General features: G+C 70.2%; 25 protein-coding genes and 1 tRNA gene. 16 read left to right on the top strand and 10 right to left on the bottom strand.

From position 1 onward, the window contains the following. Positions 1–43 precede the first annotated feature (43 nt). Positions 44–1,270, bottom strand: a complete 1,227-nt coding sequence (locus DEJ21_RS08855; protein ID WP_111224352.1) for a pyridoxal phosphate-dependent aminotransferase — start codon at positions 1,268–1,270, stop codon at positions 44–46. Between the two features lie 151 nt (positions 1,271–1,421). Here DEJ21_RS08855 and DEJ21_RS08860 point away from each other — a divergent pair. The 6 genes from DEJ21_RS08860 (at position 1,422) to DEJ21_RS08885 (ending at position 5,041) form a co-directional block, all read left to right on the top strand. Then, positions 1,422–1,494 (top strand) — tRNA-Trp (locus DEJ21_RS08860). A gap of 35 nt (positions 1,495–1,529) precedes the next feature. Next, positions 1,530–1,793, top strand: coding sequence for a preprotein translocase subunit SecE (gene secE, locus DEJ21_RS08865; RefSeq protein WP_371830607.1), 264 nt, complete (start codon positions 1,530–1,532; stop codon positions 1,791–1,793). A 134-nt stretch (positions 1,794–1,927) separates the two neighbouring features. Next, positions 1,928–2,977, top strand: a complete 1,050-nt coding sequence (gene nusG, locus DEJ21_RS08870) for a transcription termination/antitermination protein NusG (protein WP_111224353.1) — start codon at positions 1,928–1,930, stop codon at positions 2,975–2,977. Between the two features lie 158 nt (positions 2,978–3,135). Beyond that, positions 3,136–3,567 (top strand): 50S ribosomal protein L11, encoded by a 432-nt coding sequence (gene rplK, locus DEJ21_RS08875; RefSeq protein WP_017888638.1) that lies wholly within the window; start codon positions 3,136–3,138, stop codon positions 3,565–3,567. 90 nt (positions 3,568–3,657) lie between these two features. After that, complete coding sequence (gene rplA / locus DEJ21_RS08880) at positions 3,658–4,347, top strand: 50S ribosomal protein L1 (RefSeq protein ID WP_017888639.1); 690 nt, start codon at positions 3,658–3,660, stop codon at positions 4,345–4,347. Between the two features lie 85 nt (positions 4,348–4,432). Then, positions 4,433–5,041: a Pr6Pr family membrane protein gene (locus tag DEJ21_RS08885; protein ID WP_071406320.1), complete on the top strand. Its 609-nt coding sequence runs from the start codon at positions 4,433–4,435 to the stop codon at positions 5,039–5,041. A 23-nt stretch (positions 5,042–5,064) separates the two neighbouring features. Here the strand turns inward: DEJ21_RS08885 and DEJ21_RS08890 are convergent, their stop codons facing one another. Together DEJ21_RS08890 and DEJ21_RS08895 are read right to left on the bottom strand one after the other, a co-directional pair. After that, on the bottom strand, positions 5,065–5,748 hold the full coding sequence (locus DEJ21_RS08890) for a YqaJ viral recombinase family protein (RefSeq protein ID WP_111031990.1): 684 nt from the start codon (positions 5,746–5,748) through the stop codon (positions 5,065–5,067). A gap of 67 nt (positions 5,749–5,815) precedes the next feature. Beyond that, entirely contained in the window at positions 5,816–7,027 is a 1,212-nt protein-coding gene (locus DEJ21_RS08895; RefSeq protein ID WP_027466368.1) for an ROK family transcriptional regulator, read from the bottom strand. 144 nt (positions 7,028–7,171) lie between these two features. Between DEJ21_RS08895 and DEJ21_RS08900 the strand changes: the two genes are divergently transcribed. The 6 genes from DEJ21_RS08900 (at position 7,172) to DEJ21_RS08925 (ending at position 13,618) form a co-directional block, all read left to right on the top strand. Next, positions 7,172–7,918, top strand: a complete 747-nt coding sequence (locus tag DEJ21_RS08900; RefSeq protein WP_071406322.1) for a sugar phosphate isomerase/epimerase — start codon at positions 7,172–7,174, stop codon at positions 7,916–7,918. Further along, entirely contained in the window at positions 7,915–9,066 is a 1,152-nt protein-coding gene (locus tag DEJ21_RS08905) for a Gfo/Idh/MocA family protein (RefSeq protein ID WP_111224354.1), read from the top strand. Before DEJ21_RS08900 ends, DEJ21_RS08905 begins: the two co-directional genes overlap by 4 nt. A gap of 114 nt (positions 9,067–9,180) precedes the next feature. Continuing rightward, complete coding sequence (locus DEJ21_RS08910; protein ID WP_111038092.1) at positions 9,181–10,482, top strand: sugar ABC transporter substrate-binding protein; 1,302 nt, start codon at positions 9,181–9,183, stop codon at positions 10,480–10,482. 216 nt (positions 10,483–10,698) lie between these two features. Continuing rightward, positions 10,699–11,694, top strand: a complete 996-nt coding sequence (locus tag DEJ21_RS08915; protein WP_017888646.1) for a carbohydrate ABC transporter permease — start codon at positions 10,699–10,701, stop codon at positions 11,692–11,694. Beyond that, positions 11,687–12,526, top strand: coding sequence for a carbohydrate ABC transporter permease (locus tag DEJ21_RS08920; protein WP_017888647.1), 840 nt, complete (start codon positions 11,687–11,689; stop codon positions 12,524–12,526). The genes DEJ21_RS08915 and DEJ21_RS08920 overlap by 8 nt, the downstream gene beginning before the upstream one ends. A 144-nt stretch (positions 12,527–12,670) precedes the next feature. Beyond that, complete coding sequence (locus DEJ21_RS08925; protein WP_111224355.1) at positions 12,671–13,618, top strand: biopolymer transporter Tol; 948 nt, start codon at positions 12,671–12,673, stop codon at positions 13,616–13,618. A 136-nt stretch (positions 13,619–13,754) separates the two neighbouring features. Here DEJ21_RS08925 and DEJ21_RS08930 read toward each other — a convergent pair whose 3' ends face one another. From DEJ21_RS08930 to DEJ21_RS08950, 5 genes are all read right to left on the bottom strand, one after another. After that, complete coding sequence (locus DEJ21_RS08930; protein ID WP_071406345.1) at positions 13,755–14,432, bottom strand: ABC transporter ATP-binding protein; 678 nt, start codon at positions 14,430–14,432, stop codon at positions 13,755–13,757. 101 nt (positions 14,433–14,533) lie between these two features. Then, complete coding sequence (locus tag DEJ21_RS08935) at positions 14,534–16,087, bottom strand: ABC transporter permease (RefSeq protein ID WP_111224356.1); 1,554 nt, start codon at positions 16,085–16,087, stop codon at positions 14,534–14,536. 129 nt (positions 16,088–16,216) lie between these two features. Next, the gene (locus tag DEJ21_RS08940; RefSeq protein ID WP_181435833.1) at positions 16,217–16,927 is read right to left on the bottom strand and encodes a glycosyltransferase family 2 protein; all 711 of its coding nucleotides are present in this window, start codon (positions 16,925–16,927) and stop codon (positions 16,217–16,219) included. Then, positions 16,924–18,279, bottom strand: coding sequence for a bifunctional PIG-L family deacetylase/class I SAM-dependent methyltransferase (locus tag DEJ21_RS08945; protein WP_258374982.1), 1,356 nt, complete (start codon positions 18,277–18,279; stop codon positions 16,924–16,926). The genes DEJ21_RS08940 and DEJ21_RS08945 overlap by 4 nt, the downstream gene beginning before the upstream one ends. Beyond that, positions 18,276–19,310 carry an acyl-CoA dehydrogenase family protein gene (locus DEJ21_RS08950; RefSeq protein WP_111224359.1) on the bottom strand — a complete coding sequence of 345 codons (1,035 nt, stop codon included), beginning with the start codon at positions 19,308–19,310 and terminating at the stop codon, positions 18,276–18,278. Before DEJ21_RS08950 ends, DEJ21_RS08945 begins: the two co-directional genes overlap by 4 nt. A gap of 103 nt (positions 19,311–19,413) precedes the next feature. On the opposite strand from DEJ21_RS08950, the gene DEJ21_RS08955 reads away from it, so the two are divergent. From DEJ21_RS08955 to rplL, 4 genes are all read left to right on the top strand, one after another. Further along, complete coding sequence (locus DEJ21_RS08955; protein WP_110863388.1) at positions 19,414–20,154, top strand: response regulator transcription factor; 741 nt, start codon at positions 19,414–19,416, stop codon at positions 20,152–20,154. Then, positions 20,151–21,677 carry a cell wall metabolism sensor histidine kinase WalK gene (locus DEJ21_RS08960; RefSeq protein WP_111224360.1) on the top strand — a complete coding sequence of 509 codons (1,527 nt, stop codon included), beginning with the start codon at positions 20,151–20,153 and terminating at the stop codon, positions 21,675–21,677. The genes DEJ21_RS08955 and DEJ21_RS08960 overlap by 4 nt, the downstream gene beginning before the upstream one ends. Before the next feature lie 279 nt (positions 21,678–21,956). Beyond that, positions 21,957–22,472 carry a 50S ribosomal protein L10 gene (rplJ, locus tag DEJ21_RS08965; RefSeq protein WP_017888663.1) on the top strand — a complete coding sequence of 172 codons (516 nt, stop codon included), beginning with the start codon at positions 21,957–21,959 and terminating at the stop codon, positions 22,470–22,472. A 51-nt stretch (positions 22,473–22,523) separates the two neighbouring features. Then, entirely contained in the window at positions 22,524–22,907 is a 384-nt protein-coding gene (gene rplL, locus DEJ21_RS08970) for a 50S ribosomal protein L7/L12 (protein WP_027466380.1), read from the top strand. Between the two features lie 170 nt (positions 22,908–23,077). Here rplL and DEJ21_RS08975 read toward each other — a convergent pair whose 3' ends face one another. Both DEJ21_RS08975 and DEJ21_RS08980 read right to left on the bottom strand, forming a co-directional pair. Continuing rightward, the gene (locus tag DEJ21_RS08975; RefSeq protein WP_111224361.1) at positions 23,078–24,004 is read right to left on the bottom strand and encodes a hypothetical protein; all 927 of its coding nucleotides are present in this window, start codon (positions 24,002–24,004) and stop codon (positions 23,078–23,080) included. A gap of 206 nt (positions 24,005–24,210) precedes the next feature. Next, entirely contained in the window at positions 24,211–25,635 is a 1,425-nt protein-coding gene (locus tag DEJ21_RS08980) for an amino acid permease (RefSeq protein ID WP_111224362.1), read from the bottom strand. Positions 25,636–25,663: the final 28 nt, after the last annotated feature.

The raw sequence follows: 25,663 nt of genomic DNA on the forward strand, positions 1-25,663 counted from the left end.
ACGGGCCACCTCGACGAGGTGGCCCGTTCTGTACCCCCGAGGTCTACGCGAAGAACGCCGCCAGCCGGGCGACGCCCTCGGCGATGTCGTCGTCGCCCAGGGCGTACGACAGGCGCAGGTAGCCGGAGGGGCCGAAGGCCTCACCCGGCACGACCGCGACCTCGGCGTGCTCGAGGATCAGGTCTGCCAGCTCGAGCGTGGTCGTCGGGGTGGTGCCGGCCCACTCGCGACCGAGCAGTGCGGTGACGTCCGGGTAGACGTAGAAGGCGCCCTGCGGGGTCGGCGTGCGGAATCCCGGGATCGCGTTGAGGCCGTCGACGATGGCCTTCCGTCGGCGGTCGAAGGCCTCACGCATGGCGGCGACGGGCTCCTGCGGACCGGTGAGGGCGGCGATCGCGGCGCGCTGCGACACGTTCGAGACGTTCGACGACAGGTGCGACTGCAGGTTCGACGCGGCCTTGACGGCGTCGGCCGGGCCGATGAACCACCCGACGCGCCAGCCGGTCATCGCGTAGGTCTTCGCGACGCCGTTCACCAGGATCGTGGTGTCGGCGAGGGCAGGGACCTCGGCCAGGATGCCGGCGAAACGGACCCCGTCGTAGACCAGGTCCTGGTAGATCTCGTCGCTGATGACCCAGATGCCGTGCTCGAGCGCCCACTCGCCGATGGCCCGGGTCTGCTCGGCGGAGTACACGGCGCCGGTGGGGTTCGATGGCGAGCAGAACAGCAGCGCCTTGGTCGCCGGGGTTCGGGCGGCCTCGAGCTGCTCGACGGTCACCAGGTAGTCCTGGTCGCTGCCGGCGAAGACCTCGACGGGCTCGCCGCCGGCCAACCGGATGGCCTCGGGGTAGGTGGTCCAGTACGGCGCGGGCAGCAGGACCTCGTCACCGGCGTCGACGATGGTCTGGAACGCCTGGTAGACCGCCTGCTTGCCACCGTTCGTGACGATGACCTGCGACGGCTCGACGGTGACGCCGGACACCCGGGCGGTCTTGTCGGCGATGGCCTGCTTGAGTTCGGGCAGGCCGGTCGCGGGCGTGTAGCGGTGGTTCTTCGGGTCCTGCGCGGCAGCGACGGCCGCGTCGACCACGTGCTGCGGGGTCGCGAAGTCGGGCTCGCCGGCAGCGAACGAGATCACCGGACGGCCGGCGGCCTTGAGCGCCTTGGCCTTCGCGTCGACCTTGAGCGTCGCGGATTCGGCGATGGCCGCGATGCGGGACGCGATGCGCGGACGATCGGCCGGTGCGGTGGCGAGGGTGTCGACGGACACGTGGGCGGTGGACTCGGGGCCTGGGGCTGCGGTGCTCACGGGGCCCAGCCTACCGGCGCGGCACGCCGTGGAAGGGGCCAAGTGGACACCGTGTGACGGACTCCCGTAGACTCGTCCACCGGAACGCGGATCGGTGACGAACCGTGTCCGAAGGGCGGTGGCTCAATTGGTAGAGCAGCGGTCTCCAAAACCGCAGGTTGCAGGTTCGAGTCCTGTCCGCCCTGCAACTCTGGAAGGGTAGAAGTTGGCGAGCAAAGACATGGAGACGACGGCGGACGACGTCGTCGCCAAGGCGAAGCAGGACCGGGCCGAGCGCCGCGGGCCCATCGCTGCCATCGTGCTCTTCATCCGCCAGGTGATCGGCGAACTGCGCAAGGTCGTGACGCCGACCCGCAAGGAACTCTTCAGCTACACGGGCGTCGTGCTCGTGTTCGTCGTCGTCATGATGATCCTGGTGTCGATCCTCGACTTCGTGTTCGGTCTCGGCGTCGGGTACGTCTTCGGCAACGGGCCCACGGCCTGACCCCGACCTCGACTGCCGTGTGCGGTCGTTCCGAGGAGTACGGTCGCCCGAGACGGCGTCGATCGTGACGGCGTCGCTCGTGACCATGAACGAACGCCACCCCGACCCGAACCACCGAACGGAAAGAATCGACTGTGTCTGACAACTCCCGCGATGACATCGACCTCGCGACGGCTGCCGAGCAGTCCTCCGAGGTCGAGGAGAACCAGGAAGGCGACGTCGAGACCGGCGAAGGACGCTCCGTCGAGTCCGCTGAAGAGCGTGCGATCTCGATCGAGGGCGACGACGACGAGTCCCTCGGCCTCAGCTCCGAGCCCGACGACGGCACCGTCGACGCCGGCCTCGACGAAGCACTGACGGCCCTGCAGGAAGCCCGCGACCCCGAGGCTGACGCCGTCGTGGACGACGCCCTCGAGATCGACTCCACCGACGAGGCCGAGGCCGCCGTCGAGGCCGTCGAGGACGAGGAAGAAGTCGAACTCGAGTCCGAGACCGCCGCCGAGGCGAACGAGACGCTCGCCGTCGACGAGGCACTCGACGCCGAGGACGAGGACGACGAGCCCGCCGAGGTCGACCCGTACGAGGCCTTCAAGGCCGAACTGCGGATGAAGCCGGGCAAGTGGTACGTCATCCACTCCTACGCGGGCTTCGAGCGCCGCGTGAAGTCGAACATCGAGAACCGCATGGTCTCGATGTCGATGGAGGACTACATCTACCAGGTCGAGGTCCCGATGGAGGACGTCGTCGAGATCAAGAACGGGCAGCGCAAGCTGGTCACCCGCGTCCGGATCCCCTCGTACGTGCTCGTCCGCATGGACCTCAACGAGGACTCGTGGTCCGTCGTCCGGCACACCCCGGGCGTCACCGGCTTCGTCGGCAACGCGCACAACCCGACGCCGCTCCGTTTCGACGAGGCGTTCGGCATGCTCAAGTCCCTGGTCCAGGTCGCCGAGGCTGCCCCGACCAAGGGTGGCGCGAAGGGCAGCGGCCTGCAAGCACAGCCCGCAGCCGAGGTCGACTTCGAGATCGGCGAGACGATCACCATCAAGGAAGGCTCGTTCGCGGGCCTGCCGGGTTCGATCTCCGAGATCAAGCCGGAGAGCGGCAAGCTCACCGTCCTCGTCTCGCTGTTCGAGCGCGAGACCCCGGTCGAGCTCAGCTTCGACCAGGTCACCAAGCTCTAACGACCACCCAGCTGTAGCGATCACCGAGATCGACTACACTGAACGGGTTTGGGCCCGCGCGCCTCGTGCGAGCGGGCCTTCACCGCTGTCCGGAACGGCCGGACCAGCGGGAGAGTGCACGGATCCCCGTGTGTTCGATTCCAGGAGGAAGACAAGTCATGGCACCGAAGAAGAAGGTCACGGGCCTGATCAAGCTGCAGATCAACGCGGGAGCCGCCAACCCGGCCCCCCCGATCGGTCCGGCGCTCGGTCAGCACGGCGTCAACATCATGGAGTTCTGCAAGGCGTACAACGCGGCGACCGAGTCGCAGCGTGGCAACGTCGTGCCGGTCGAGATCACCGTCTACGAGGACCGTTCGTTCACGTTCGTCCTGAAGACCCCGCCGGCCGCCGAGCTCATCAAGAAGGCTGCTGGTGTGCAGAAGGGGTCCTCGACCCCGCACACGGTCAAGGTCGCGAAGATCTCGATGGACCAGGTCCGTCAGATCGCCGAGACCAAGCAGGCCGACCTGAACGCCAACGACATCGAGCAGGCCGCGAAGATCATCGCCGGCACCGCACGCTCGATGGGCATCACGGTCGAGGCCTAAGCACCGATCGGGCTCCGGCCCACCACCAGACACCTTTCCGTGGGAGAGCCTCGCCGGCTCGCCAACCACGTATCTCGCAAGGAGACCACCATGGCGAAGAAGTCCAAGGCCTACCAGGCCGCGGCCGCGAAGATCGAGGCCGACAAGTTCTACACCCCGACCGAGGCCGTCGCCCTGGCCAAGGAGACCGGTTCCTCGAAGACCGACTCCACGGTCGAGGTCGCGCTGAAGCTCGGCGTGGACCCCCGCAAGGCCGACCAGATGGTCCGCGGCACGGTCATCCTGCCGCACGGCACGGGCAAGACCGCCCGCGTCATCGTCTTCGCGACGGGTGCGGCTGCTGAGGCCGCCATCGCCGCCGGTGCCGACGAGGTCGGTGGCGACGAGCTCATCGCGAAGGTCGCCGAGGGCTACACCTCGTTCGACTCCGCCGTCTCGACCCCGGAGCTCATGGGCAAGGTCGGTCGTCTCGGTAAGGTGCTCGGCCCGCGTGGCCTCATGCCGAACCCGAAGACCGGCACCGTGACCCCGAACGTGGCGCAGGCCGTCAACGACATCAAGGGCGGCAAGATCGAGTTCCGCGTCGACAAGCACGCCAACGTGCACTTCGTCGTCGGCAAGGCCTCGTTCACGCCGGAGCAGCTCGACGAGAACATCTCGACCGCGCTCGAGGAGATCAACCGCCTCAAGCCGTCGTCCTCGAAGGGCCGTTACGTCATGAAGGGCGCCGTCTCGACGACCTTCGGCCCCGGCATCCCGCTGGACGTCAACAGCATCTGAGTCCACTGACTCGTGAAAGGACCCGCACCGGCGACGGTGCGGGTCCTTTCCGCATGTGGGGCGCGTGTCCCGATAGCGTGGAGCCGTGCGCACCCTCGTGAACTCGCTCCGACTGATCGCCGTCATCGCCATCGTCGTCGCGGTCGTGGCGCAGTGGCTCGAGAGCTCGCAGACCCCGACCTACTCGTTCTGGAACTTCTTCGGCTACTTCACCATCCAGTCGAACCTGATCATCGCCGTGGCCCTCGCGGTGACGCTCGTCGCCGCAGCCCGTCGCAAGCGGGCGGACCTCGCCGTCTCGGTGCTCCGTGGCGCCGCGACGGTGTACATCGCGACGACCGGCATCGTCTACAACACGCTGCTCACGGGCGCGAACGTATCGGCCTCGGTGCCGTGGTCGAACGACATCGTGCACAAGATCATCCCGGTGTACGCGGTGCTCGACTGGTTGCTGTTCTCGGACCGCGCACGGCTGCTGCTCCGGCACGTGTGGTGGTTCCTGCTCTACCCGGCGGTCTGGACCACCGTGGTGCTCGTCCGCGGTGCGACCGACGGGTGGGTGCCGTACCCGTTCCTCGATCCGGCGCAGGGCTACGGCGTCGTCGCGATCTACGTGGTCGGGATCGCGGTCTCGATCACCCTGCTCGGTATCCTCGTCGTGGGGATGAGCCGACTGCGGCTGGTGAAGGTCTAGCCGGTGGCGGTCCGGCAGACGCTCTAGGAGCGGAAACCGCGGAGCTTGTCGAGCACCAGGTCGGCGAGCTGCACCAGCCCGCGGATCTGGTCGTCGTCGCGGTCGACCCAGCGGCACTCGGGTTCGTCGGCGACCGGCACGAACCCGTCGTGGCGTTCCCAGACGAACAGGGTGCGGTCGGCACCGAGCACGTACTGCTGCCACCAGATCTGCCGCAGGTAGTGCCGAGGGATGCTCCGCCACGCCTTGCCGGTGGTCTTGATCTCGGCGAGCACCACGCGGGACGACTCGTCGACCCCGACACCGTCCGGGGTGGCGAGGTGGGCGCGGTTCGCAGCGGCGTGGAACAGGTGCGCCGAGGGCTGGATGCCGTGGGTGGCGGCCACCCAGGCGGCGATGACCGGTTCGCGGTCCTTGCCGTGCTCGGTGAACGCGTTGCCGGAGAACCGGGAGCCGTAGCGCTTCTCGGTGACGACGGCCTCGACGGCGTGCAGTGAGGCGAGCCGGGCGACGTCGGTGGCGGTGATGCCCATGGCGCGGGCGCGGAGCCAGGCGACGCGGTCCGAGGAGTGCGCGACGATGCGCTCGGTGTGGCCACGCAGGGCGGTGAACGCATCACGCGCAGCCGGGACCGGCGTACCGGGGGCGGGATGCGCCTCCAGACCGGGGTCCAGGTCGCCCCACAGGGTGGGCTGCACGATCGTCACCCGACGATTGTCCCCCCGACCACCGGCAAGACCGAAACCGACGCGCTCACGCGACCGCGGGTGTGCGTCAGGAGACCAGTTCGCGCCCTTCGGCGAAGGCGACCAGCTCGTCGACCCCGGCGGGGGAGAGGGCGTAGCCGATGGCGAGGGCCGCAGCCCCCTGCAGCGCGGCGAGGGACCCGGCGCGGGATTGCACGATGACGAGGTGCTCACTGGCCAGGGGCATCGAGCGGGAGTAGACGACCTCGCGGACGCCGGCGAGCAGGTGCTCACCGGCCTGCGTGATCGATCCGCCGAGTGCGATGACGGACGGGTTGATGAGCGAGATGCAGGTCGCCAGGACCTCGCCGATGTCCCGACCGGCCTGTCGCACGGCGTAGATCGCGTCGAGGTCGGACCGGTTCACCAGGTCGATCACGTCCGCACCCGTGTGCGCGTCGTGCCCCTTCGCGCGGAGGGCGCGGGCGATGGCTGGACCGGAGGCCACGGCCTCCAGGCAGCCGGTGTTGCCGCAGTGGCAGGGGACGTCGCCGGCGCGGGAGACCCGCACGTGGCCGATGTCACCCGCGGTGCCCTGGGCGCCGCGCTGCAGCCGGCCCTCGGAGACGATGCCGGACCCGATGCCGGTGGCGACCTTCACGAACAGCAGGTGGTCGACGTCCGGCCAGCCGTGCTCCCGCTCGCCGAGGGCCGCGATGTTGACGTCGTTGTCGAGCAGGACGTGGGCGGCGATGTGCTGGCGGAGCCACGAGGGCACGTCGAAGCCGTCCCAACCGGGCATGATCGGCGGGTTGGCCGGGCGGCCCGTGGAGAACTCGACCGGTCCGGGGACGCCGATCCCGATCGCGATGACGTCCTGCCTGCTGCGCCCGACCTCGGCGAGCAGGTCGTCGATCGTCTCGACGAGCCAGGACAGCGTCGGTACCGGACCGGCGGCGATGTCGATCCGGGCCTCGCGGGTGGCGAGCGGTGCCGCGACCAGGTCGGTGACGGCGACGCGACCGTGCGAGGCGCCGAGGTCGGCGGCGATCACGAGGCGGGCGCGGGGCTTCAGCGCCACCTGGGCGGGCGGACGGCCGCCGGTGGAGACGGCGGTGTCCACGGCGCCGACCAGTCCGATGTCGATCAGGGAGTCGAGGCGCACGCCGATGGTGGAGCGTGCGAGTCCTGTCAGTGCGGCGAGCTCGGCCCTGGTGCGCGGCACGCCGTCGCGGAGGATCTGGAAGAGCTCGCTCGTCCCGACCGGAGGCGACGCTGCCGTCCGGTTCAAGTCGACCATGTGGGGAGTGAAGCACACATCGTTCGCGCCACGCAATGAAGTCCGTCGACATTCCTCGGACTTCTGCTTGACCGCCGACAAAAGTGCTCGTAGTGTGACGATCGGTCAGTGACGACCGCACCATCTCGACGAGGAGAACCCCTGGTGACCCAACCGCTCTCGGTCCAGCTCTACACGGTCCGCGATGCCCTCAGTGCCGATCTGCCCGGCACCCTGCAGCGCATCGCAGACATCGGCTACACGAACGTCGAGGCCTTCGGCTTCGTCGACAACGCCGACGAACTCGCCGCCGCCCTCCGCGACGCCGGCCTCGCCGCCCCGAGCGGCCACGCCCGTCTGCTGGACGCCGGCGAGCAGGACCTCGAGCGCATCTTCCACGCCTCCACCACCCTCGGCTTCGGGACCCTCATCGACCCGCACATCGACGAGTCCCGCTGGACCACCCGCGAGGACGTCGAGGCGATCGCCCGCGAACTCAGCGCCCTCGCCCCGCGTGCCGCCGACCACGGCCTGGTGCTCGGCTACCACAACCACGCGTTCGAGTTCTCGAACCGCATCGACGGCGTCAGCGCCTACGAGGTCTTCGCCGACGCCCTGTCCGACGACGTCGTGCTCGAGCTCGACACCTACTGGGTGCAGGTCGGCGGGGACGACCCGGTCGCGGTCATCGGCAAGTACGGCGACAAGGTCCAGTTCCTGCACGTCAAGGACGGCGACGGCTCGCACGACGACAAGCAGCAGGTCGCCGTCGGCAACGGCATCATGCCGATCCGCGACATCATCGCCGCCGCGCCCGACGCACTGCACGTCGTCGAGCTCGACGACCACGAGGGTGACGTCTTCCAGGCCGTCGCCGACTCCTACACGTTCCTCGAGGGGGCCCGCGCATGACCGACACAACCACCGCCGCTGCGACGGCGACCGACAGCACCACCCGCACCGGCCCGGTCGGCGTCGGCGTCATCGGCGCCGGGGTCATCTCGGACCAGTACCTGTCGAACCTCACCGTCTTCCCCGACGTGACGGTCCGCTTCATCGCCGACATCGACCTGCCGCGCGCCGCCGCCCAGGCCGAGAAGTGGGGCGTCCCCGGATCGGGCACCGTCGAGGAGCTCCTGGCCGACGACGACATCGAGATCGTCGTGAACCTGACGATCCCGGCCGCCCACGTCGAGGTCGCGCTGCAGGCCCTGGCCGCCGGCAAGCACGTCTGGGGCGAGAAGCCCTACGCCCTCGACCGTGCCAGCGCCGCGGAGCTCCGCGACGCCGCGGCCGCCGCGGGCAAGACCGTCAGCGTCGCCCCGGACACGTTCCTCGGCGCCGGCCTGCAGACCGCGCTCCGCACCATCCGCGACGGCCGCATCGGCACGCCCCTGAACGGCCTGACGCTCTTCCAGAGCCCCGGGCCCGAGTCGTGGCACCCGAGCCCCGAGTTCCTCTTCGCGTACGGTGCCGGTCCGCTGTTCGACATCGGCCCGTACTACATCACCACCCTCGTCCAGACGTTCGGACCGGTGAAGAAGGTCACGGCCACCGCGTCGAAGTCCCGCGCCACCCGCACCATCGGCTCCGGGCCGAAGGCCGGCTCCGAGTTCCCGGTGGACGTCCCGACGAACCACTCCGCGCTGATCGAGTTCGAGAACGGCGGGAGCGCGCAGAGCGTCTTCTCGTTCGAGTCCGACCGCGGCCGCACGGGCTTCGTGGAGATCGCGGGGGAGACCGGCACCGTCGTGTTCCCCGACCCGAACAACTTCGACGGCGACACCGAGCTGTACGCCCTCGGTTCCGAGGAGCCCGAGACGATCCCCGCGGTCGGCTCCACCTACTCGCGCGGCACCGGCGTGGTCGACCTGGCCCGCTCGCTGCGGGCCGGCGACGAGAACCGCGTCCCCGGTGCGCTCGCCTTCCACGTCCTCGACGTGATGGTCTCCATCGCCGAGGCGGCAGAACGTGGCGAGGCGGTGCTCGTCGAGAGCACCGTGTCGCCCTCCCCGACCCTCCCCGAGGGCTGGGACCCCGCGGAACGCACCCTGGCCTGACCGCCAGGGCGCTGCCCGCAACCCACAGCAGCACCCGACCAGCACCATCCGCAGCACCAGCTCCACCTCTGCACCATCCCCTGCACCATCTCAACGACGAGAAAGTAGAGAGTCATGCGCACTGCCATCCGCGCACTGGCCATCACCGCGGCCGCCGCACTCACCGTGTCCGGCCTCGCAGCCTGCTCCTCCGGATCGTCCGGCGACTCCGGCGACTCCAAGACGCTCACTTACTGGGCGTCCAACCAGGGCACGTCCCTGCAGAACGACAAGGAGGTGCTGACCCCCGTCCTCAAGAAGTTCACCAAGGAGACCGGGATCAAGGTCGACCTCCAGGTCATCGGCTGGAACGACCTGCAGAACAAGATCCAGACCGCCGTCACCTCGGGCCAGGGCCCGGACGTCGTCAACATCGGCAACACCTGGGCGACCTCGCTCCAGGCCACCGGCGCCTTCCAGGAGTTCGGCGACGCCGAGATGAAGGCGATCGGCGGTGAGGACAAGTTCGGCAAGGTCGCCCTGTCCACCGGTGGCGCGCCCGACAAGACGGTCACGAGCGTCCCGCTCTACGGCCTCGCCTACGGCCTGTACTACAACAAGAAGATGCTGTCGGACGCCGGCATCACCCCGCCCACCACGTGGGAGGAGATGGTCTCGGCCGCCGAGAAGCTGACCAAGGGTGACACCTACGGCTTCAGCCTCGCGGGCGGTTCGTACACCGAGAACTCGCACTTCGCGTTCATCAACTCGGCGCAGAACGGTGGCGAGTGGTTCGACAAGGACGGCAAGCCGACCTTCACCTCGAAGGCCAACGTCGACGGCATCAAGCGCTACCTCGACCTCATGCAGGACGCGAAGGTCGCCAACCCGTCGAACGCGCAGTACGACAACGCGACGCAGTCCACCACGGACTTCGCGAAGAAGAAGGCCGCGTTCATCCTCAACCAGAACAACGCGAACGCGACCATCGAGTCCCTCGGCATGAAGTCGTCCGAGTACGGCGTCGTGGCGCTGCCCGCCCCGAGCGGTGGCGAGCAGATCGCGTCGTTCCCGGCCGGCATCAACCTGTCGGTGTTCAAGAACACGAAGAACAAGGACGGCGCGCTCAAGTTCGTCAAGTACATGACGAGCATGGACACGCAGACGACGCTGGACAAGCCGTACTCGGCTCTGCCGGTGCTCGCCGAGGCTGCTGACTCCGTCACGGACGAGCAGACGAAGACGTTCCTCGACATCTACAACAACAAGGCGAAGCCGCTCCCGCTGGTGCCCGCCGAGGACCAGTTCGAGTCCACGGTCGGCAAGGCGATGAACGACATGTTCGCCAAGATCGCGACCGGTTCCAAGGTCTCCGAGGCCGACATCAAGTCGGCACTGCAGACCGCCCAGGACCAGGTGTCCCAGGCCGCCGGTTGATCCACGCTGGAGGCCCGGGTCGCGTCCGACGGACGCGCCCGGGCCTCCGCCCCTGACGTTCCAGGGCCGACCACCCGTCGGCCGTGAGGCACACGCCCCGGAGCCGACCACCCGTCGGCCGTGCGGCTGACGCCCCACGCACCCCGCGCCTCCCGGCCGCTGCCACGGCCGCGCGGACCGCACCTGCACGCCCCTCCTGCCGAAAGGCCCCACCAGATGTCCACGACGGTCCTGCCCGACTCGGAGCGCATCGACCTGACGCACACGAAGGCCCCGACGATGTCGGGCCGTCCGCCAGGTCGCAAGCGCAAGACCCACTGGCTGCCCTACGCGCTCGTCGCGCCGGCCATCCTGTTCGAGCTGCTCATCCACATCGTCCCGATGCTCACCGGCATCTGGATCTCGTTCATCCAGCTCACCAAGTACTTCATCGCGAACTGGGGTGCCGCGCCCTTCGCCGGGTTCCGGAACTACCAGGTCGTCGTCGACTTCGACCAGGCGATCGGCCGCGGGGTCCTCAACTCGTTCCTCATCACGTGCGCCTTCACGGTCCTCGTGGTCGGGCTCTCCTGGACCTTCGGCATGGCCGCAGCCGTCGCGCTGCAGAAGCCGTTCGCCGGACGCGGGCTCTTCCGCACCCTGTTCCTCGTGCCCTACGCGCTGCCGATGTACGCCGGCGTCATCACCTGGAAGTTCATGTTCCAGCGTGACTCGGGGGCCCTGAACCACCTGCTCGTCGACCAACTCGGGCTGTTCGGCGGCAACGCCCCGTTCTGGCTCATCGGCAACAACGCGTTCGTGGCCGTCGTCGTCGTGGCGATCTGGAAGACCTGGCCGTTCGCGTTCCTGATGCTCATGGCCGGCCTGCAGTCTGTCCCGAACGACGTGTACGAGGCCGCCTCGGTCGACGGCGCCAAGCCGTTCCGCCAGTGGCGCTCGATCACGCTGCCGATGGTCCGCCCCGTCAACGTGACGCTCGTGCTCGTGATGTTCCTGTGGACGTTCAACGACTTCAACACGCCGTTCGTGCTGTTCGGCTCGACCGCGCAGCCACCCGCCGCGGACCTGCTGAGCTTCCACATCTACAACGCGTCGTTCATCACCTGGAACTTCGGTTCCGGTGCCGCGATGAGCGTCCTGCTCCTGCTCTTCCTGCTCGTCGTCACCGGCATCTACCTCGCCGTGACCAACCGGAGGTCCGTCCGTGCGTGAGACAACTGGCGCCAAGTCCTTCAAGATCATCACCCTGGTCGTCCTGACGCTGTTCACGGTCGTGCCGCTCTACGTGATGATCACCACGGCCATCAAGCCCCTCGGCGACGTGCAGGACAACTTCACGTGGATCCCGTCGCGGATCACCTTCCAGCCGTTCATCGACATGTGGTCGACGGTGCCGCTCGGCCGGTACTTCATCAACTCGCTCGTGGTGTGCACGGTGGCGACGGTGTTCTCGCTGATCATCGCGACGTTCGCCGCCTACGGTGTCTCGCGCTGGAACTTCAAGGGCAAGAGCACCTTCACCACCGCGGTGCTCTCCACGCAGATGTTCCCCGGCGTGCTGTTCCTGCTGCCGCTGTTCCTGATCTTCACGAACCTCGGCAACACCCTGGGCATCCAGCTCGTCGGGTCGTGGCTCGGTCTGATCATCACGTACCTGACGTTCACGCTCCCGTTCTCGATCTGGATGCTGGCCGGGTACTTCGAGACCATCCCGCGCGAACTCGACGAGGCCGCGATGGTCGACGGTTCGGGCCCGATGGGCGCGCTGTTCCGGGTCATCCTGCCGTCGGCCCGTCCGGGTCTGGTGGCGGTCGGGATCTACTCGTTCATGACGGCCTGGGGTGAGGTCCTCTTCGCCTCGGTCATGACGAACGGCCTCGGCTCGACCCTGGCGGTCGGTCTGCAGCAGTACTCGACGCAGACGAACGTGTACTGGAACCAGGTCATGGCGGCGTCGCTCGTCGTGTCGATCCCGGTCGTGGCCGCGTTCCTCGTGGTCCAGCGCCAGTTCGTCGCCGGCCTGACCGCGGGTGCCGTGAAGTAGGCGGAGGCCCCCTTCCGCAAGACACCGGTGTTCGCGCTCGACGCCCCCGCATGACGCGGTGCGCAGCGTGGACACCGGTGTTTTGCCGTTCCCCACCCGACGACCCACCGACCCCGACCACCCGACGACCGACAGGATGGGACCATGAGCGACGAGACCCGCGGGCGGCAGCTGCTGCCCGGACAGACCAGCCGCGTGCACGTGTACGACGTCGAGTCCCGGACCTCGCGGCTCGTGTTCGAGTCGGCGACGGTGCTCGTCGAGGCGCCGAACGTCCTGGACGCCGAGACCCTGGTGCTCAACGGCGACGGCGACCTGTGGCTGCTGCGACTGCCGTCGGCCGACAGCGGCACCGTGCTCGACGAGACGGCGCTCATGCCGGTGCCGATGGACGGCGTCGACGAGATCAACAACGACCACGTGCTCGACCCGTCCGGCAGCTCCGTCGTGGTGAGTGCCCGCGACGGCGAGCTGTACCGCGTCCCGCTGCCCGAGGGTGGTCCCGCTACCCGGATCACCGACGTCGCCGCCGCTCTGCCCACCAAGCGGAAGTTCTACCTGCACGGCATCGCCCCCGACGGCAGCGCCCTCGCCGCGATCGTGGGGGAGCTGTCCGAGGACGGCGTCTGGACGACTGACGTCGCGATGGTCGACCCGGAGACCGGCGAGCCGACGTTCGTCACGCGGGACGAGCACCCCGACGACGGCTGCACCATCAGTCCGGCCGGCGGGATCCTGCTCTGGAACACGGAGCGGTTCACCCCCGGCACCGCGCAGCTGGCCGTGCGCTGGCCCGGGCACGACAGCCCCGTCCGCCTGACGAACGACGATCGGGTGAACTGGTTCCCGCACCTGTCGCCGGACGCCGCACACCTGCTCTACCTGTCGTACGAGCCCGGCGTGCAGGGCCACCCGGCCGACCACCGCGTCGAGCTCCGACTGCTGCCGGGGTCGCTCGTCCGGGGTGCCCGGATCGCGGTCCAGCCGGAGACCCTGGTGGCCCTCGACGGTGGGCAGGGGACGGTCAACGTGCCGCCGTGGGCCCCGGACTCGACGTGGTTCGCGTACTGCGACTACCCGGTGGCGGGGTAGCGGGAGCGGCACCGGTGGCGGGGCCCGGCGGCGTCCTCACGCGCTGAGCGACAGTCCACGCGCTCCTGGAGGCGTGGACTGTCGCTCAGCGCGAAACGTGAGCGGAGGCCCCGCCCGCGCCCGCCCCGCCGCCCCGCTAGACCTCGCGGACCTGCCCCTGCTTGATGTGCAGGCGCCGCTCGGCACGCTTCGCGACCCACGAGTCGTGCGTGACGATGACGACGGTCAGCCCGCGCTCCCGCCACTGCTTCTCGATGAGCGCCATGATCTCGTCGCGGGTCGACTCGTCGAGCGCACCCGTCGGCTCGTCGGCGAGCAGCACGCTCGGGTTCTTCACCAGCGCCCGGGCGATCGCCACGCGCTGCTGCTGACCGCCGGACAGCTCGGCCGGCAGGTGCTCCATCCGCTCACCCAGACCGACCTCGCGGAGGGCAGCGACCGCACGCTCGCGGACCTCGCTCCGCGACCGGTTCGCGAGCGACCCCGCGAACGCCGTCTCGACGTTCTCGAGCGCCGTCAGCGTCGGGATCAGGTTGAAGCTCTGGAACACGAAGCCGATCTCGGTCGCCCGCAGGTCGGTCAGCGCGCCGTCGCCGAGCTTCGCCACGTCGCGGTCGCCACCGAGGTGGATCGACCCGGCACTCGGCCGGTCGAGCGCTCCGAGCATCTGCAGCAGGGTCGACTTCCCGCCGCCGGTCGGCCCCTGGACGGCCACGAGTTGCCCCTGCGGGATCGTCAGGTGGACGTTCGTCAGGGCGGTGACGGTCCGGTTCTTCTGCTGGTAGGTCTTGCTGACGTTCGTCAGCCGGTACATCGGACTGGAGGCACGGCTCGCCTCCGCCTCGCCGGTCGCGGTGTCGGTGCTGGTCACGGTTGCTCCTGTCGTCGGTTCGGTCGTGTCGGTGCGGCCGGGCATCAGGCCACGCTCCGGAGCGCCTCGGCGGGACGGAGCCGGCTCGCACGCCAGCCGCCGAGCGCGCCGGCGATGAGGCCGCCGAGGATCGCGAGGCCGATCGCCAGCAGGATGATCTCGACGGTCACCGGGGCGTGCAGGACCACGTCGGTCGTCGACGCGGTGCTCGCGCCGCCGCCGAAGCCCCCGGCCGGTGCACCGCCCGTCGTGCCGCTGCCCGCGGCCGCGGTCGCCGCGCCGCCGGGCATGCCACCACCGCCACCGGCGCCGGCGCCGCCCCCGGTCGTGCTCGAGGCGCTCGCCGAGATCGTCGGACTGATGACGTTCACGACGAGGATGCCGATCAGGCCGGCCGCGGCGCCGAGCACGCCGCCGATCAGGCCCTGCACCAGGGACTCGCCGGCCACCTGTCGGGTGATGCGGCCGTTCGACCAGCCGATCGCCTTGAGGGTCCCGAACTCGCGGGTGCGGCGGGTCACGCCGGAGATCGTGAAGAGGATCGCGATGAGGAACGCCGCGGCGAGCACCACGATCGACAGCCACTTGCCGAGGTTCGAGACCAGGCTCGACGCGGTGCTGAGCGACCCGGACACGCTCGAGGCCAGGTCGGCCTCGGTGGAGACGGTGGCGCTCGTCAGCTTCGCCTGCAGTGCGGACTTGATCGTGCTGACGTCGGACGAGGACTCGGCGGAGACGTAGATCGAGGTGACCTTGCCGTCGAGGTCGGCCAGCGCCTGCGCGGTGTCGAGCGGGATGTAGGTGTTCGAGCCCGTGGTCGAGGCCGAGCCGGTGGAGCTGACGATGCCGATGACGGTGAAGTCGGTGCCGCCGATGTCGACGGTGTCGCCGACCGCCTTCGACTCGCTCTTCGCGTACGACGCATCGAGCACGGCGACGTCCTTGCCCGCGTCCTTCGCGGCGAAGGTGCGCCCCTTCGTGAGCTCGGTGCTCGTGAGCGGACCGACCGTCGCGCCGGACACCGGGATGCCGGTCACCGTGAACGAGTCGACGCTGAACGACCCACCGCCGAACCCGCCGCCACCGCCGGTGTCCCCGCTCGGCGGCCCCTGCTGGGTGGCGCTGTCGCTGCTGGAGTCGCTGCTGCTGTCCGTGCTGCTGTCGTCGGTCGACTGCTGCTGGACCTGGCCGGAGAACGTGCTGTTCTCGAGGGTCAGGACACCCGTCGCGGCCTTGACACCGTCGGTGCTCGTGATCGTGGACAGGTTCGCGGCGTTCAGGGTGCTCGTGCCGCGGGCGACCGCCAGTCGCGACTGCGACAGGTCGGTCGAGCCGCTATCGTCGTCGCTGTCGCCCTGGCTGCCGAAGTCGAAGCTCGGACGCCCGCCGTTCGTCGACGTCGTCGCGGTCTTGGTGACGGTGATGTCGGTGCCGACGCCGTAGACGGACTGCAGGACGCTCGACTGCGCTGCCTGCACGCCACCCGAGATCGACGACACGATCACCACGAGGGCGATGGCCAGGGCCATCCCGATCGCGATGATGACCGTCTGCTTCTTGCGGTTCGTGAGCTCGCGCCTGAGGTAGGTCAGGAACATGGTTCTCCTCGGTGGTGGCCGGCTGGGGTCACCGGCCGCGCAGAGCACGCGGCGGGGCCGACGGAGGAGAAGCTAGGCACGCTGTCGATGACCGACCCATCGCCCACCTATGAGACGACTAAGGCCGGGTCAGCCGACGTCGCCGTACCGCTGGCGCAGGTGCTCCGCGTAGCCGCCGGGGGTCCGGCCGGCGAAACGCCCGCTCGTCACCACCGGCAGGTCGACGGTGACGTCCACCCGGTAACCGAGCGCCCGCGCCCGGGCCACCAGCCGCGCGTCCTCGTGCTCGGGCACGGGGTCGAACCCGCCGAGGCTGACGTACGCCGCGGCGAGCACGCCGAGGTTCGCGCCGTGCACGTGGCCGAGGGCAGCACCGGGCGGGTGCGCCCGCGTCCAGCGGTCGAGCACCGCGGGCGCCAGGTCGTCCGGGTCGGGGACGACGGCACCGACGAGCACCTGCGCACCAGCGGCGAGGGCGTCGGACTGCTGGACGAGCCACCGTTCGTGCACGCGCGAATCGGCGTCGGTGTGGGCGAGCCACCGGGCAGCCGGGTCGCCGTCGTGCGCACGGAGTGCGTGCGTCGCCCCGATGGTCCGTGCCCGACCGACCCCGACGCGGTCCGTGGTCAGGACGTCGACCGCGTACCGATCGACCACCGAAGCGGTGCCGTCCGTGCAGCCGTCGAGCACCACCGTGACGGCCGCGTCGACCCCGGGTCGCTCCGTGCCGAGCCGGTCGACGGCCACCAGGAGCGCGTCGAGGCACGCGGCGATCCGGTCCGCCTCGTCGTGCGCGGGGACGACGACGTCGATGCGTGCACGCGGTTCCGGTCGGGTCACCGGATGATCCCCTCGGCCCGGGCCACCGAGGTGACCGCCGGGCCGGGCAGGACGCTCAGGACGAAGTCCTCCTCCACGTGCCGGAGCAGAGCGGGACGCGGCCACCGTTCGGTCAGCCGCGCGTCCACCGCGTCACCGCTCGACACGGCCTCGTCGTCGGGGTGCCGCCAGTGACAGGCAACGAGCACGCCGTCGTCGTCGAGTGACCCGAGCACCCGGTCGATCGTCGCGTCGAGGTCGGCTGGTGACAGGTAGTACCCGACCTCGGACATCACCACCAGGTCCCAGCGCCCGTCCGGCCACTCCGCCGGAAGGGCGGCCTGCACGAACCGCGCGGTCGGGGCGCGCCGGGCAGCGCGCTCCAGCGGCGCCGCCGAGATGTCGGTGCCGAGGACGTCGTCCGCGCGGTCGGCGAGGGCAGCGGTCAGGACTCCGGTCGCACAGCCGAGCTCGAGCGCCGACCGGAAGCGCGGGCGGGGGAGCGCCGCCAGCGTCACGGCCCGCTTGCGCTGCTCGTACCAGGACCCGTCGAAGTCCCACCCCTCGGGCTTCCGGTCGTAGTGGGCGTCGAACGACTCGCGCGACCGCGACGCGGCGGACCCCGGCGCGAAGAACCACTCCGTCGTCCGCAGGTGGTGGGCGGCGTGCCGGTCGTCGACGATCGCCTCGTCTCCCGGCGCGTCCGACAGGGGCCGGGTCTGCGACGGGTAGGCATCGAGGGCGGCACGCTTCCGGGCGACGAGGTCGTCGGGCAGCGACAGGGCCCGGACGTCGTCCCACGGGGCGAGGGAGTGGTCCGGGTCGTCCCAGTGCCAGGCCCAGATCGGGTACGCGAGCAGGTCGACGTCGGGGGCGCTCGCCGCAGTGGCCTGGGCGACCTCGCCCGCGATGCGGTGGTCGCGGTGCCCGTCCCCTCGCCACGGCGCGACGAGCAGCACGGGGCGGGCGGCGCCGGCGAGCACGGTGTCCAGGCTCTCGACGACACGGTCTCGGTGTTCGCGGGTCGCGCCGTCCGGGATCCCCACCGAGGTCGACGTCACGTCGGGGTGCAGGGTGCGCAGGGCCGCCACGAACTCCGCGTCACGGGCGGTGGCGAGTGCCTCCGGGGTCGTCGTGGGGGAGTCCGGGTGGGAGCGCTCGCCGCGGGTGAGGAGCAGCACGTGCACGGGGATGCCGACCGCTGCAGCGGCCGCGATCAGCCCACCGGCGCCGAGGGTCTCGTCGTCGGGGTGGGGCGCGACGACCACCACCGACCCGGTGCCGGACAGTTCGATCGCCGGTGTGTCCAGGCCGTCGAGGAACCCCGTCCACGCCGACGGGTCGGTGCCCGGCTCGCGGTGGTCGAAGCTCACCACGCGACGCCGCCCCGCTCGAGCACCATCCGGCCGATGCGGGCGAGGTCCCGCGCGCCGTGGTCCTGCAGGACGTAGAGCTCGAGGTCGGCGACCCGCGCGGCGACTGCGGGGTCGGCGGTCAGCGGTGCCGGGCCGATCGTCGAGACCACCCGCTCGCGCACGGCGTCGACCGAACGGCGCACCCGCGACCGGACGGTCTGGGCGAGCAGCCGCCAGTCGGTGTCGTCGGAGGCCGGGTCGGAGTCGTCGATCCGGGCGGCGGCGTCGGCGAGGGCGTCCTCGGCGTCGGCGAGGTCGGCCACGGTGGCGCCGAGTGCCGCCTGCAGCAGCTCGGACTCCGGGTGCGCCGCCGCGGTGTCACGCAGCACCCGGGCGAGCCCGACGGCACCGCCCCACCAGCAGGCAGCGACGCCGATGCCACCCCAGGCGAAGCCCGGACGCCGGAGGTACCAACCGGGTGCGCCGACGGACCAAGCGCGCACCCCCGCGAAGTCGACCGGACCGCTCGGCACGTCGGGCATGCCGCGTGCGATCCAGGCGTCGTCGTGCACGGTGACGCCGGGCTGTCGCAGGTCCACGGCGACGAGGACCCGCTCGTCGCCCAGGTGCGCGGTGACCAGGGCGTGCGAGAGCGTCGAGGCGAGCGAGCACCACGGCTTCGTACCGTGCAGCAGGACCGCGCCGTCGTCCTGCGGCGCGGCGTCGAGCCGGAGGCCCGGCCCCTCGGCGGCGAAGACGCCCCAGGTCGAGTCCACGGGGACCTCCGCTCCGGCCAGTGCGAGGATCCCGAGCGCGTCCAGGTGCGGTTCGACTGTGCGCGCGGTGGCGACGTCCGCGGCCGCGATCGCGGCGAGGGTCCCGAAGAACCCGCCGGCCGTCCCGGCGGACAGGGGTGGGGTGGTGGCGGCGACCGCCCGCGCGACCGTCAGGCGGTCCGTCGGTGGCGAGCCGGGCCTCCCGGTCGTCCGTTCGATCCGCGCGGTGTCCAGGTGCCGGGCCGACGGGGGCCAGGCTGCAGATCGCAACATGCTCCCAACGTACGGAGCGGCAGACGTGGACGTGTCCTCGATCCACAGAACGCACTGGGCCGCGCCACAGACGACTCATAGGAACTTCTCGATACTCGAAGACGTGACCATCTCCCAGCCCGCAGCAGCCCCGCGCCTCACGCGTGCCGACGGAACCCCGTTGCGCATCCTGGTCGTCGACGACGAAGCCAGCCTCACCGACCTGTTGTCCATGGCGCTCCGCTACGAGGGCTGGGACGTCAAGAGCGCGAACGGCGGGCAGGACGCCCTGACGACCGCGCGGGAGTTCAAGCCCGACGCGATGGTGCTCGACGTGATGATGCCGGACCTCGACGGGCTGCAGGTGCTGAGCCGGCTGCGGCAGAACAACGACGACACCCCGGTGCTGTTCCTCACCGCGAAGGACTCCGTCGAGGACCGCGTGACCGGGCTCACCGCGGGCGGCGACGACTACGTCACCAAGCCGTTCTCCCTCGAGGAGGTCGTGGCGCGGCTGCGTGGGCTCATCCGCCGCTCGCAGATCTCGATCTCCGAGGCCGGGGACTCCCGCATCGTGGTCGGCGACCTGGTGCTCGACGAGGAGTCGTACGAGGTGCACCGCGCCGGCCGCCCGGTCGAACTGACCGCCACCGAGTTCGAGCTGCTCCGCTTCCTGATGCGGAACCCCCGTCGCGTGCTCTCGAAGGCGCAGATCCTGGACCGGGTGTGGTCGTACGACTTCGGCGGCAAGTCGTCGGTCGTCGAGATCTACATCTCCTACCTGCGCAAGAAGATCGACGCCGGTGAGACCCCGATGATCCACACGGTGCGCGGCGTCGGGTACGTCATCAAGCCGACCTCGTGACCCTGCGGCGCCGGCTCGTCCTGAGCATCGTCGCCCTCGTCGTCGCCGTCAGCGCGGTGATCGGCGGGGCGAGCCTCATCGCGCTCTTCTCGATCCAGACCAGCGCGATCGACAAGCAGATCACGAGCGCCACCCACCGGGCGCAGCGGTACCTGCAGCAGAACCAGTCGGGGCAGCCGAGCATCGACCTGTCCCGGCCGTCCGGGCAAGCTGCCGGCACCCTGACGGCGTACTTCGTCGACGGGCAGGTCGTCATCGCGAACGTGCTCGACGACTACGGCCGCCCGAGCGGGATCCCGCAGGCCAGCGCCGAGGCACTGGGGTCCGTCCGTGTGGACGCCGACCCGGAGACGATCGACCTCGGCTCGGACGTCGGGCGGTACCGCCTCGCCGCCGTCAACGTCGGCCCGGCCGTCCTGGTCGTCGGGCTCCCGATGGCCCCCGTCTACGACAGCGTCTGGAAGCTCTTCGCCGGGGTCCTCTCGGTCCTGGCAGCCGCACTGGTCGCCGGTTCGGTCGTCGCCGCGTTCGTGGTCCGGCAGTCGCTCCGGCCGCTCGAGCGCGTCGCCGAGACCGCGTCCACCGTCGCGCGCATGCCGCTCGACCGCAGCGACGCCCTCGACGGTGTCCGCGTGCCCGACACCGACCCCCGCACCGAGGTCGGCCGGGTCGGCAGCGCGTTCAACCGCATGCTCGGGCACATCGGCAGTGCGATGCAGGCGCGGGAACGCTCGGAGCAGAAGGTGCGGCAATTCGTCGCCGACGCCTCGCACGAGCTCCGGACCCCGCTCGCCTCGGTGCGCGGGTACGCCGAACTCACCCGGCGCATGGGCGGCGACCTGCCGAAGGACGTCGTCTACGCCATGAGCCGCATCGAGTCCGAATCCATCCGGATGACCTCGATGGTGGAGGACCTGCTGCTCCTCGCCCGGCTCGACGAGGGCCGCGAGATCCAGTTCGCCGAGGTCGACCTGACCGGCCTGGTGCTCGACGCCGTGAACGACGCCCACGCCGCCTCGCCCGAACACCCCATCGAGGTCGACGTCCCGCCGGAGCCGGTCACCATCACGGGGGACGCCGCACGCCTGCACCAGGTCATCGTCAACCTCGTCACGAACGCCCGGACCCACACACCCGAGGGGACCCGCATCACGGTCGGCCTCGCCCCGGTCGACGGTGGCGTGGACCTGACCGTGCGCGACACCGGTCAGGGGATCGACCCGGAGTTCCTCCCGAAGCTGTTCGAGCGCTTCGCCCGGGCGGACAGTTCGCGGTCCCGCACGGTCGGGTCGACCGGCCTGGGGCTCGCCATCGTGGACGCGGTCGTGCAGGCGCACGGCGGCCGGGTCGAGGTCACGAGCGAGCCGGGGGACACCGTGTTCACGGTGCACCTGCCCCGCGACCCGGCTGCGGTTGCCGCCGCGGCCGGGGCCGGGGCCGTGGCTGTCGCGTCGTCGTCGGCTGACCCTGCCGGGTCCGCGGACTGGTCGGCGACACCCGCTGCGGTGGACCGCACCCACTGACGGTCGGGAGGCGCGGTGCGGGCCCGCACCGCGCCTCCCGACCGCTGTTTGGTGACGCCCACGGCGTCTGGTACAGTTCTCGAAGCCAAAGACCGCCGGATGTCGTGCTGCTCGCAACGTGTTTGTGAACATCGTGACCGAAGGTCCTCACTCGTGAGGCATCCCGCGCAGGTGTTCCGAACCACTCCCACCATCTGGTGAGAGCAGCTCCGAGCCTCTGCGCCGGAGCTTTTTTCGTTCGTGGACCTGGGGCTGCCGGCAAGACCCCCAAGGAGAACCATGGCGAACAAGGAAGCTGCGGTCGCCGAGCTCACGGAGTCCTTCCGTAGCTCGAACGCCGTTCTGCTCACCGAGTACCGCGGTCTCACGGTCGCGCAGCTCAAGGAGCTCCGCAACTCGATCCGTGAGCACGCCACGTACGCCGTGGTGAAGAACACGCTGACCAAGATCGCGGCGAACAACGCCGGCATCTCGTCGTTCGACGACGAGCTCGCCGGTCCGTCCGCTCTCGCCTTCGTCCACGGTGACACCGTCGCCGTCGCGAAGTCGCTGCGTGCATTCGCCAAGGCGAACCCCGAGCTCGTGGTGAAGGGCGGTTACTTCGACGGTAACCCGCTCACCGCGACCGAGGTGGACAAGCTCGCCGACCTCGAGTCCCGTGAAGTGCTGCTCGGCAAGCTCGCCGGCGCACTCAAGGCCTCGCTGTTCGGTGCTGCGTACCTGTTCCAGGCACCCCTCTCGCAGGCCGTCCGCACCGTGGACGCCCTTCGCGAGAAGCAGGAGTCCGCGGCCTGATCAGGCTCGCGTTCATCAACCACACGTACTAGCTAGTAGTAGGAGAAAATCATGGCGAAGCTTTCGCAGGACGAGCTCATCGAGGCCTTCAAGGAGCTCACGCTCATCGAGCTCTCGGACTTCGTGAAGAAGTTCGAAGAGGTCTTCGAGGTCACCGCGGCCGCCCCGGTCGCCGCTGCCGCCCCCGCCGGCGCAGCTGCTCCGGCCGAGGCCGCTGAGGAGAAGACCGAGTTCGACGTCATCCTCAAGTCCGCTGGTGACAAGAAGATCCAGGTCATCAAGGAGGTCCGTGGCCTGACGTCGCTCGGCCTCGGTGAGGCCAAGGCGCTCGTCGAGACCGCCGACGCCAAGATCCTCGAGGGTGCGAACAAGGAGACCGCCGACAAGGCGAAGGCGACCCTCGAGGCCGCTGGCGCCACGATCGAGCTCGCGTAGTCTCGACCGTTCGGTCACGAAGGCCGCTGCCCCTCGGGGCGGCGGCCTTCGTCGTGTGCGGGGGGTGTGCGGCGGCGCTGGCGGCGGCGCGCGGCGACGTTTCGCGCTGACCGACACTTCACGCGCGCACCAGTCCGTGAAGTGTCTGCCAGCGCGTGAGCTCGTACAGCTCAGATGAGGACGCCATGCGAGCGGAAGAGCGCAACGAGGCGGTCGGGCTCGATGAGGTGCCACCACGTCACACGGATGACGGCCCGCACTGCCGGGAGCGCGCGGAGCCGATCCTCACGACGTTTCTCCGCCCAGAGGACGTCCGCGGGATCGCGCCCCTGCAGCATCGACGGGTCGACGTACTTCTGCCGGCCGTCGAACTCGACGACGACGCCGAGCGACGGAAACCAGAAGTCGACGCGGTCGACCGTGCCGTCGGGGTGCCGGAACTCGACCTGCGGCTCACACGAAGGGAGCCCGACCTGCACGAACCGGATCGCCGCGAACGATTCGCCGACGGACTCGTGCCGTGCATCGAGCGCCGAGAGGACCATCTCGGCGTGCACTGAGCCGCGTGCAGGACGGACGGGGACCACGCCGCGGAGGTCGTCCAGCGCCAGCACCCCCTGACGGATGCCAGCATCGACGGCCACGGCGGCGACGTGGGGCGACCCTGTCGTGATGAGCGCCGTCGCGGTGTCCAGGGGAGCCGTGACCGGTACGCCGTCGAAGGCCGTGGTAGCGGTCCGCGGCGTCGGACCGCTCGGATGTCGGACGAGACCGGCTCGGTGCTGGATGACCGGGACAGCCGGGTCGATCACGTGGACTCGATCGGGTGCGTCCCCGACCAGTGGCCAGCCGTGGATCAGCGCAGCGGTGACGTGGGAGAACACCGAGCCACGACGCAGCCGTGGCGCGATCGCCCGTGCACGGGCGAGGTGCTGGCCGACGGAGCTCAGCGCGTCCCACTCCTCGGTCCCGATGTACACGCCCGCGAGCAGGCGGACCATCGCCCCAGAGGCGTGCCGACGTTGCAGGAGTCGCGCGTTGGTCGGGTCCTGTGCCGTGGCACGGAGCAGGCGCGGACGGTGGGTGCTCTCGTTCATGCCGTGATGTTCGTCGTCGTCCGCCGCCGACGGTGTCGCGACGGGACATCTGTGGACGACGTGGTCTCGACGTGGCAGCTGTGGACGAGGAACCGCGTCGCGGGTTCACGCGCTCAGCGACTGTTCACGGGGGACGGCGCGCGTGAAGTGTCGGTGAGCGCGCGAGGGCGAGGTCGGGGCGGGGCGGGGGCGGGGCGGCGGGGGCGTCAGCGCAGGGTGCTGTGGCGGCGGCCGTAGGCCAGGTAGAGCAGGGCGCCGGCGACCATCCAGATGCCGAAGGCGATCCAGGTGGTGGCGCCGAGGAACACCGCGAGCAGCACGCAGCTCAGGGTGCCGAGGATCGGCACGACGGGGAACAGCGGCACCCGGTACGAGCGCTCCAGGTCGGGCTGCGAACGGCGGAGCACGATGACGGACACGTTCACCAGGGCGAAGGCGACGAGGGTGCCGATGCTCGTGGCGTCGGCGAGCTCCCCGAGGGGCACGAGCGCGGCGACGATCGTCACGGCGATGCCGATGATGAGCGTGTTCGCGATCGGGGTGCTGGTGCGACGGGAGACCCGGCCGAAGACCTTCGGTACCAGGCCGTCGCGGGACATCGTGAGCAGGATGCGGGTCTGGCCGTACAGGACGGTGAGCACGACGCTGGCGATGGCGACGACGGCGCCGATCGAGAACACGAGGGCGACGAGCGGCTGCCCCGTGACGTCGACGACGATGCGGACGAGCGACGCCTCGGACGACGAGAACGCGGTCCACGAGCGGGCCCCGACGGCGGCGATCGCGACGAGGATGTACAGCGCGGTGATGAGCGCGATCGAGCCGATGATCGCCCGGGGCAGGTCGCGGCGGGGGTTCTTCGCCTCTTCACCGGCGGTCGAAGCGGCGTCGAAGCCGATGTACGAGAAGAAGAGCCGTGACGCGGCGGCGGTGACCCCGGCGGCACCCATCGGGGCGAGCGGTTCGAAGTTCTGCGCCCGGAACGCCGTGAACGCCACGACGACGAAGAAGACCAGCAGAGCGATCTTCACGATCACCATGACCGTGTTCACCCAGGCGCTCTCGCGGGCACCGGGCAGCAGCACGGCGGTGGCGAGCAGGACCAGGACCGCCGCGGGCAGGTTGACCACGCCGCCGTCGACCGGGGGAGCGGAGAGTGCGGTGGGCAGGTGCAGTCCGAACACGCGCAGGGTCTCGTCGACGTACTCGCTGGCACCCACGGCGACCGCGGCCACCGAGACGGCGTACTCGAGCACGAGGCACCAGCCGCAGATCCAGGCGATGCCCTCGCCCATCGTGGCGTAGGTGTACGAGTAGCTGGACCCCGAGGTCGGGACGGCGCCCGCCATCTCGGCGTACGACAGCGCGGACAGCAGCGCGGCGATCCCCGCGACGACGAACGAGATCCAGACGGCGGGACCGGCGAGCGGGACCGCGGTGCCGAGGACCACCAGGATGCCGGTGCCGAGCGTGGCCCCGACGCTGATCATCGTCAGCTGCCAGACCCCGAGCGACCGACGGAGCGGTTCCCCGTTCACACCGCGGGAGGCTTCGGCCTGCAGCTGCTCGATCGGCTTGCGGCGGGCGAGCTGCGCCCCCAGGGACGTGGGACGTGACGGCGCGGACGACATGGGACCTCGGTGGTGCGGGGACGGGGAC

The sequence above is a fragment of the Curtobacterium sp. MCSS17_006 genome (assembly GCF_003234215.1).
GTDB lineage: Bacteria > Actinomycetota > Actinomycetes > Actinomycetales > Microbacteriaceae > Curtobacterium > Curtobacterium flaccumfaciens.

Coding starts and splice junctions, on each gene's coding strand:
- secE (WP_371830607.1), top strand. CDS start 1,530: ATGGAGACGACGGCGGACGACGTCGTCGCCAAGGCGAAGCAGGACCGG.
- rplK (WP_017888638.1), top strand. CDS start 3,136: ATGGCACCGAAGAAGAAGGTCACGGGCCTGATCAAGCTGCAGATCAAC.
- rplA (WP_017888639.1), top strand. CDS start 3,658: ATGGCGAAGAAGTCCAAGGCCTACCAGGCCGCGGCCGCGAAGATCGAG.
- DEJ21_RS08895 (WP_027466368.1), bottom strand. CDS start 7,027: ATGGTCGACTTGAACCGGACGGCAGCGTCGCCTCCGGTCGGGACGAGC.
- DEJ21_RS08905 (WP_111224354.1), top strand. CDS start 7,915: ATGACCGACACAACCACCGCCGCTGCGACGGCGACCGACAGCACCACC.
- DEJ21_RS08910 (WP_111038092.1), top strand. CDS start 9,181: ATGCGCACTGCCATCCGCGCACTGGCCATCACCGCGGCCGCCGCACTC.
- DEJ21_RS08915 (WP_017888646.1), top strand. CDS start 10,699: ATGTCCACGACGGTCCTGCCCGACTCGGAGCGCATCGACCTGACGCAC.
- DEJ21_RS08925 (WP_111224355.1), top strand. CDS start 12,671: ATGAGCGACGAGACCCGCGGGCGGCAGCTGCTGCCCGGACAGACCAGC.
- DEJ21_RS08930 (WP_071406345.1), bottom strand. CDS start 14,432: ATGTACCGGCTGACGAACGTCAGCAAGACCTACCAGCAGAAGAACCGG.
- DEJ21_RS08935 (WP_111224356.1), bottom strand. CDS start 16,087: ATGTTCCTGACCTACCTCAGGCGCGAGCTCACGAACCGCAAGAAGCAG.
- DEJ21_RS08950 (WP_111224359.1), bottom strand. CDS start 19,310: ATGTTGCGATCTGCAGCCTGGCCCCCGTCGGCCCGGCACCTGGACACC.
- rplJ (WP_017888663.1), top strand. CDS start 21,957: ATGGCGAACAAGGAAGCTGCGGTCGCCGAGCTCACGGAGTCCTTCCGT.
- rplL (WP_027466380.1), top strand. CDS start 22,524: ATGGCGAAGCTTTCGCAGGACGAGCTCATCGAGGCCTTCAAGGAGCTC.
- DEJ21_RS08975 (WP_111224361.1), bottom strand. CDS start 24,004: ATGAACGAGAGCACCCACCGTCCGCGCCTGCTCCGTGCCACGGCACAG.
- DEJ21_RS08980 (WP_111224362.1), bottom strand. CDS start 25,635: ATGTCGTCCGCGCCGTCACGTCCCACGTCCCTGGGGGCGCAGCTCGCC.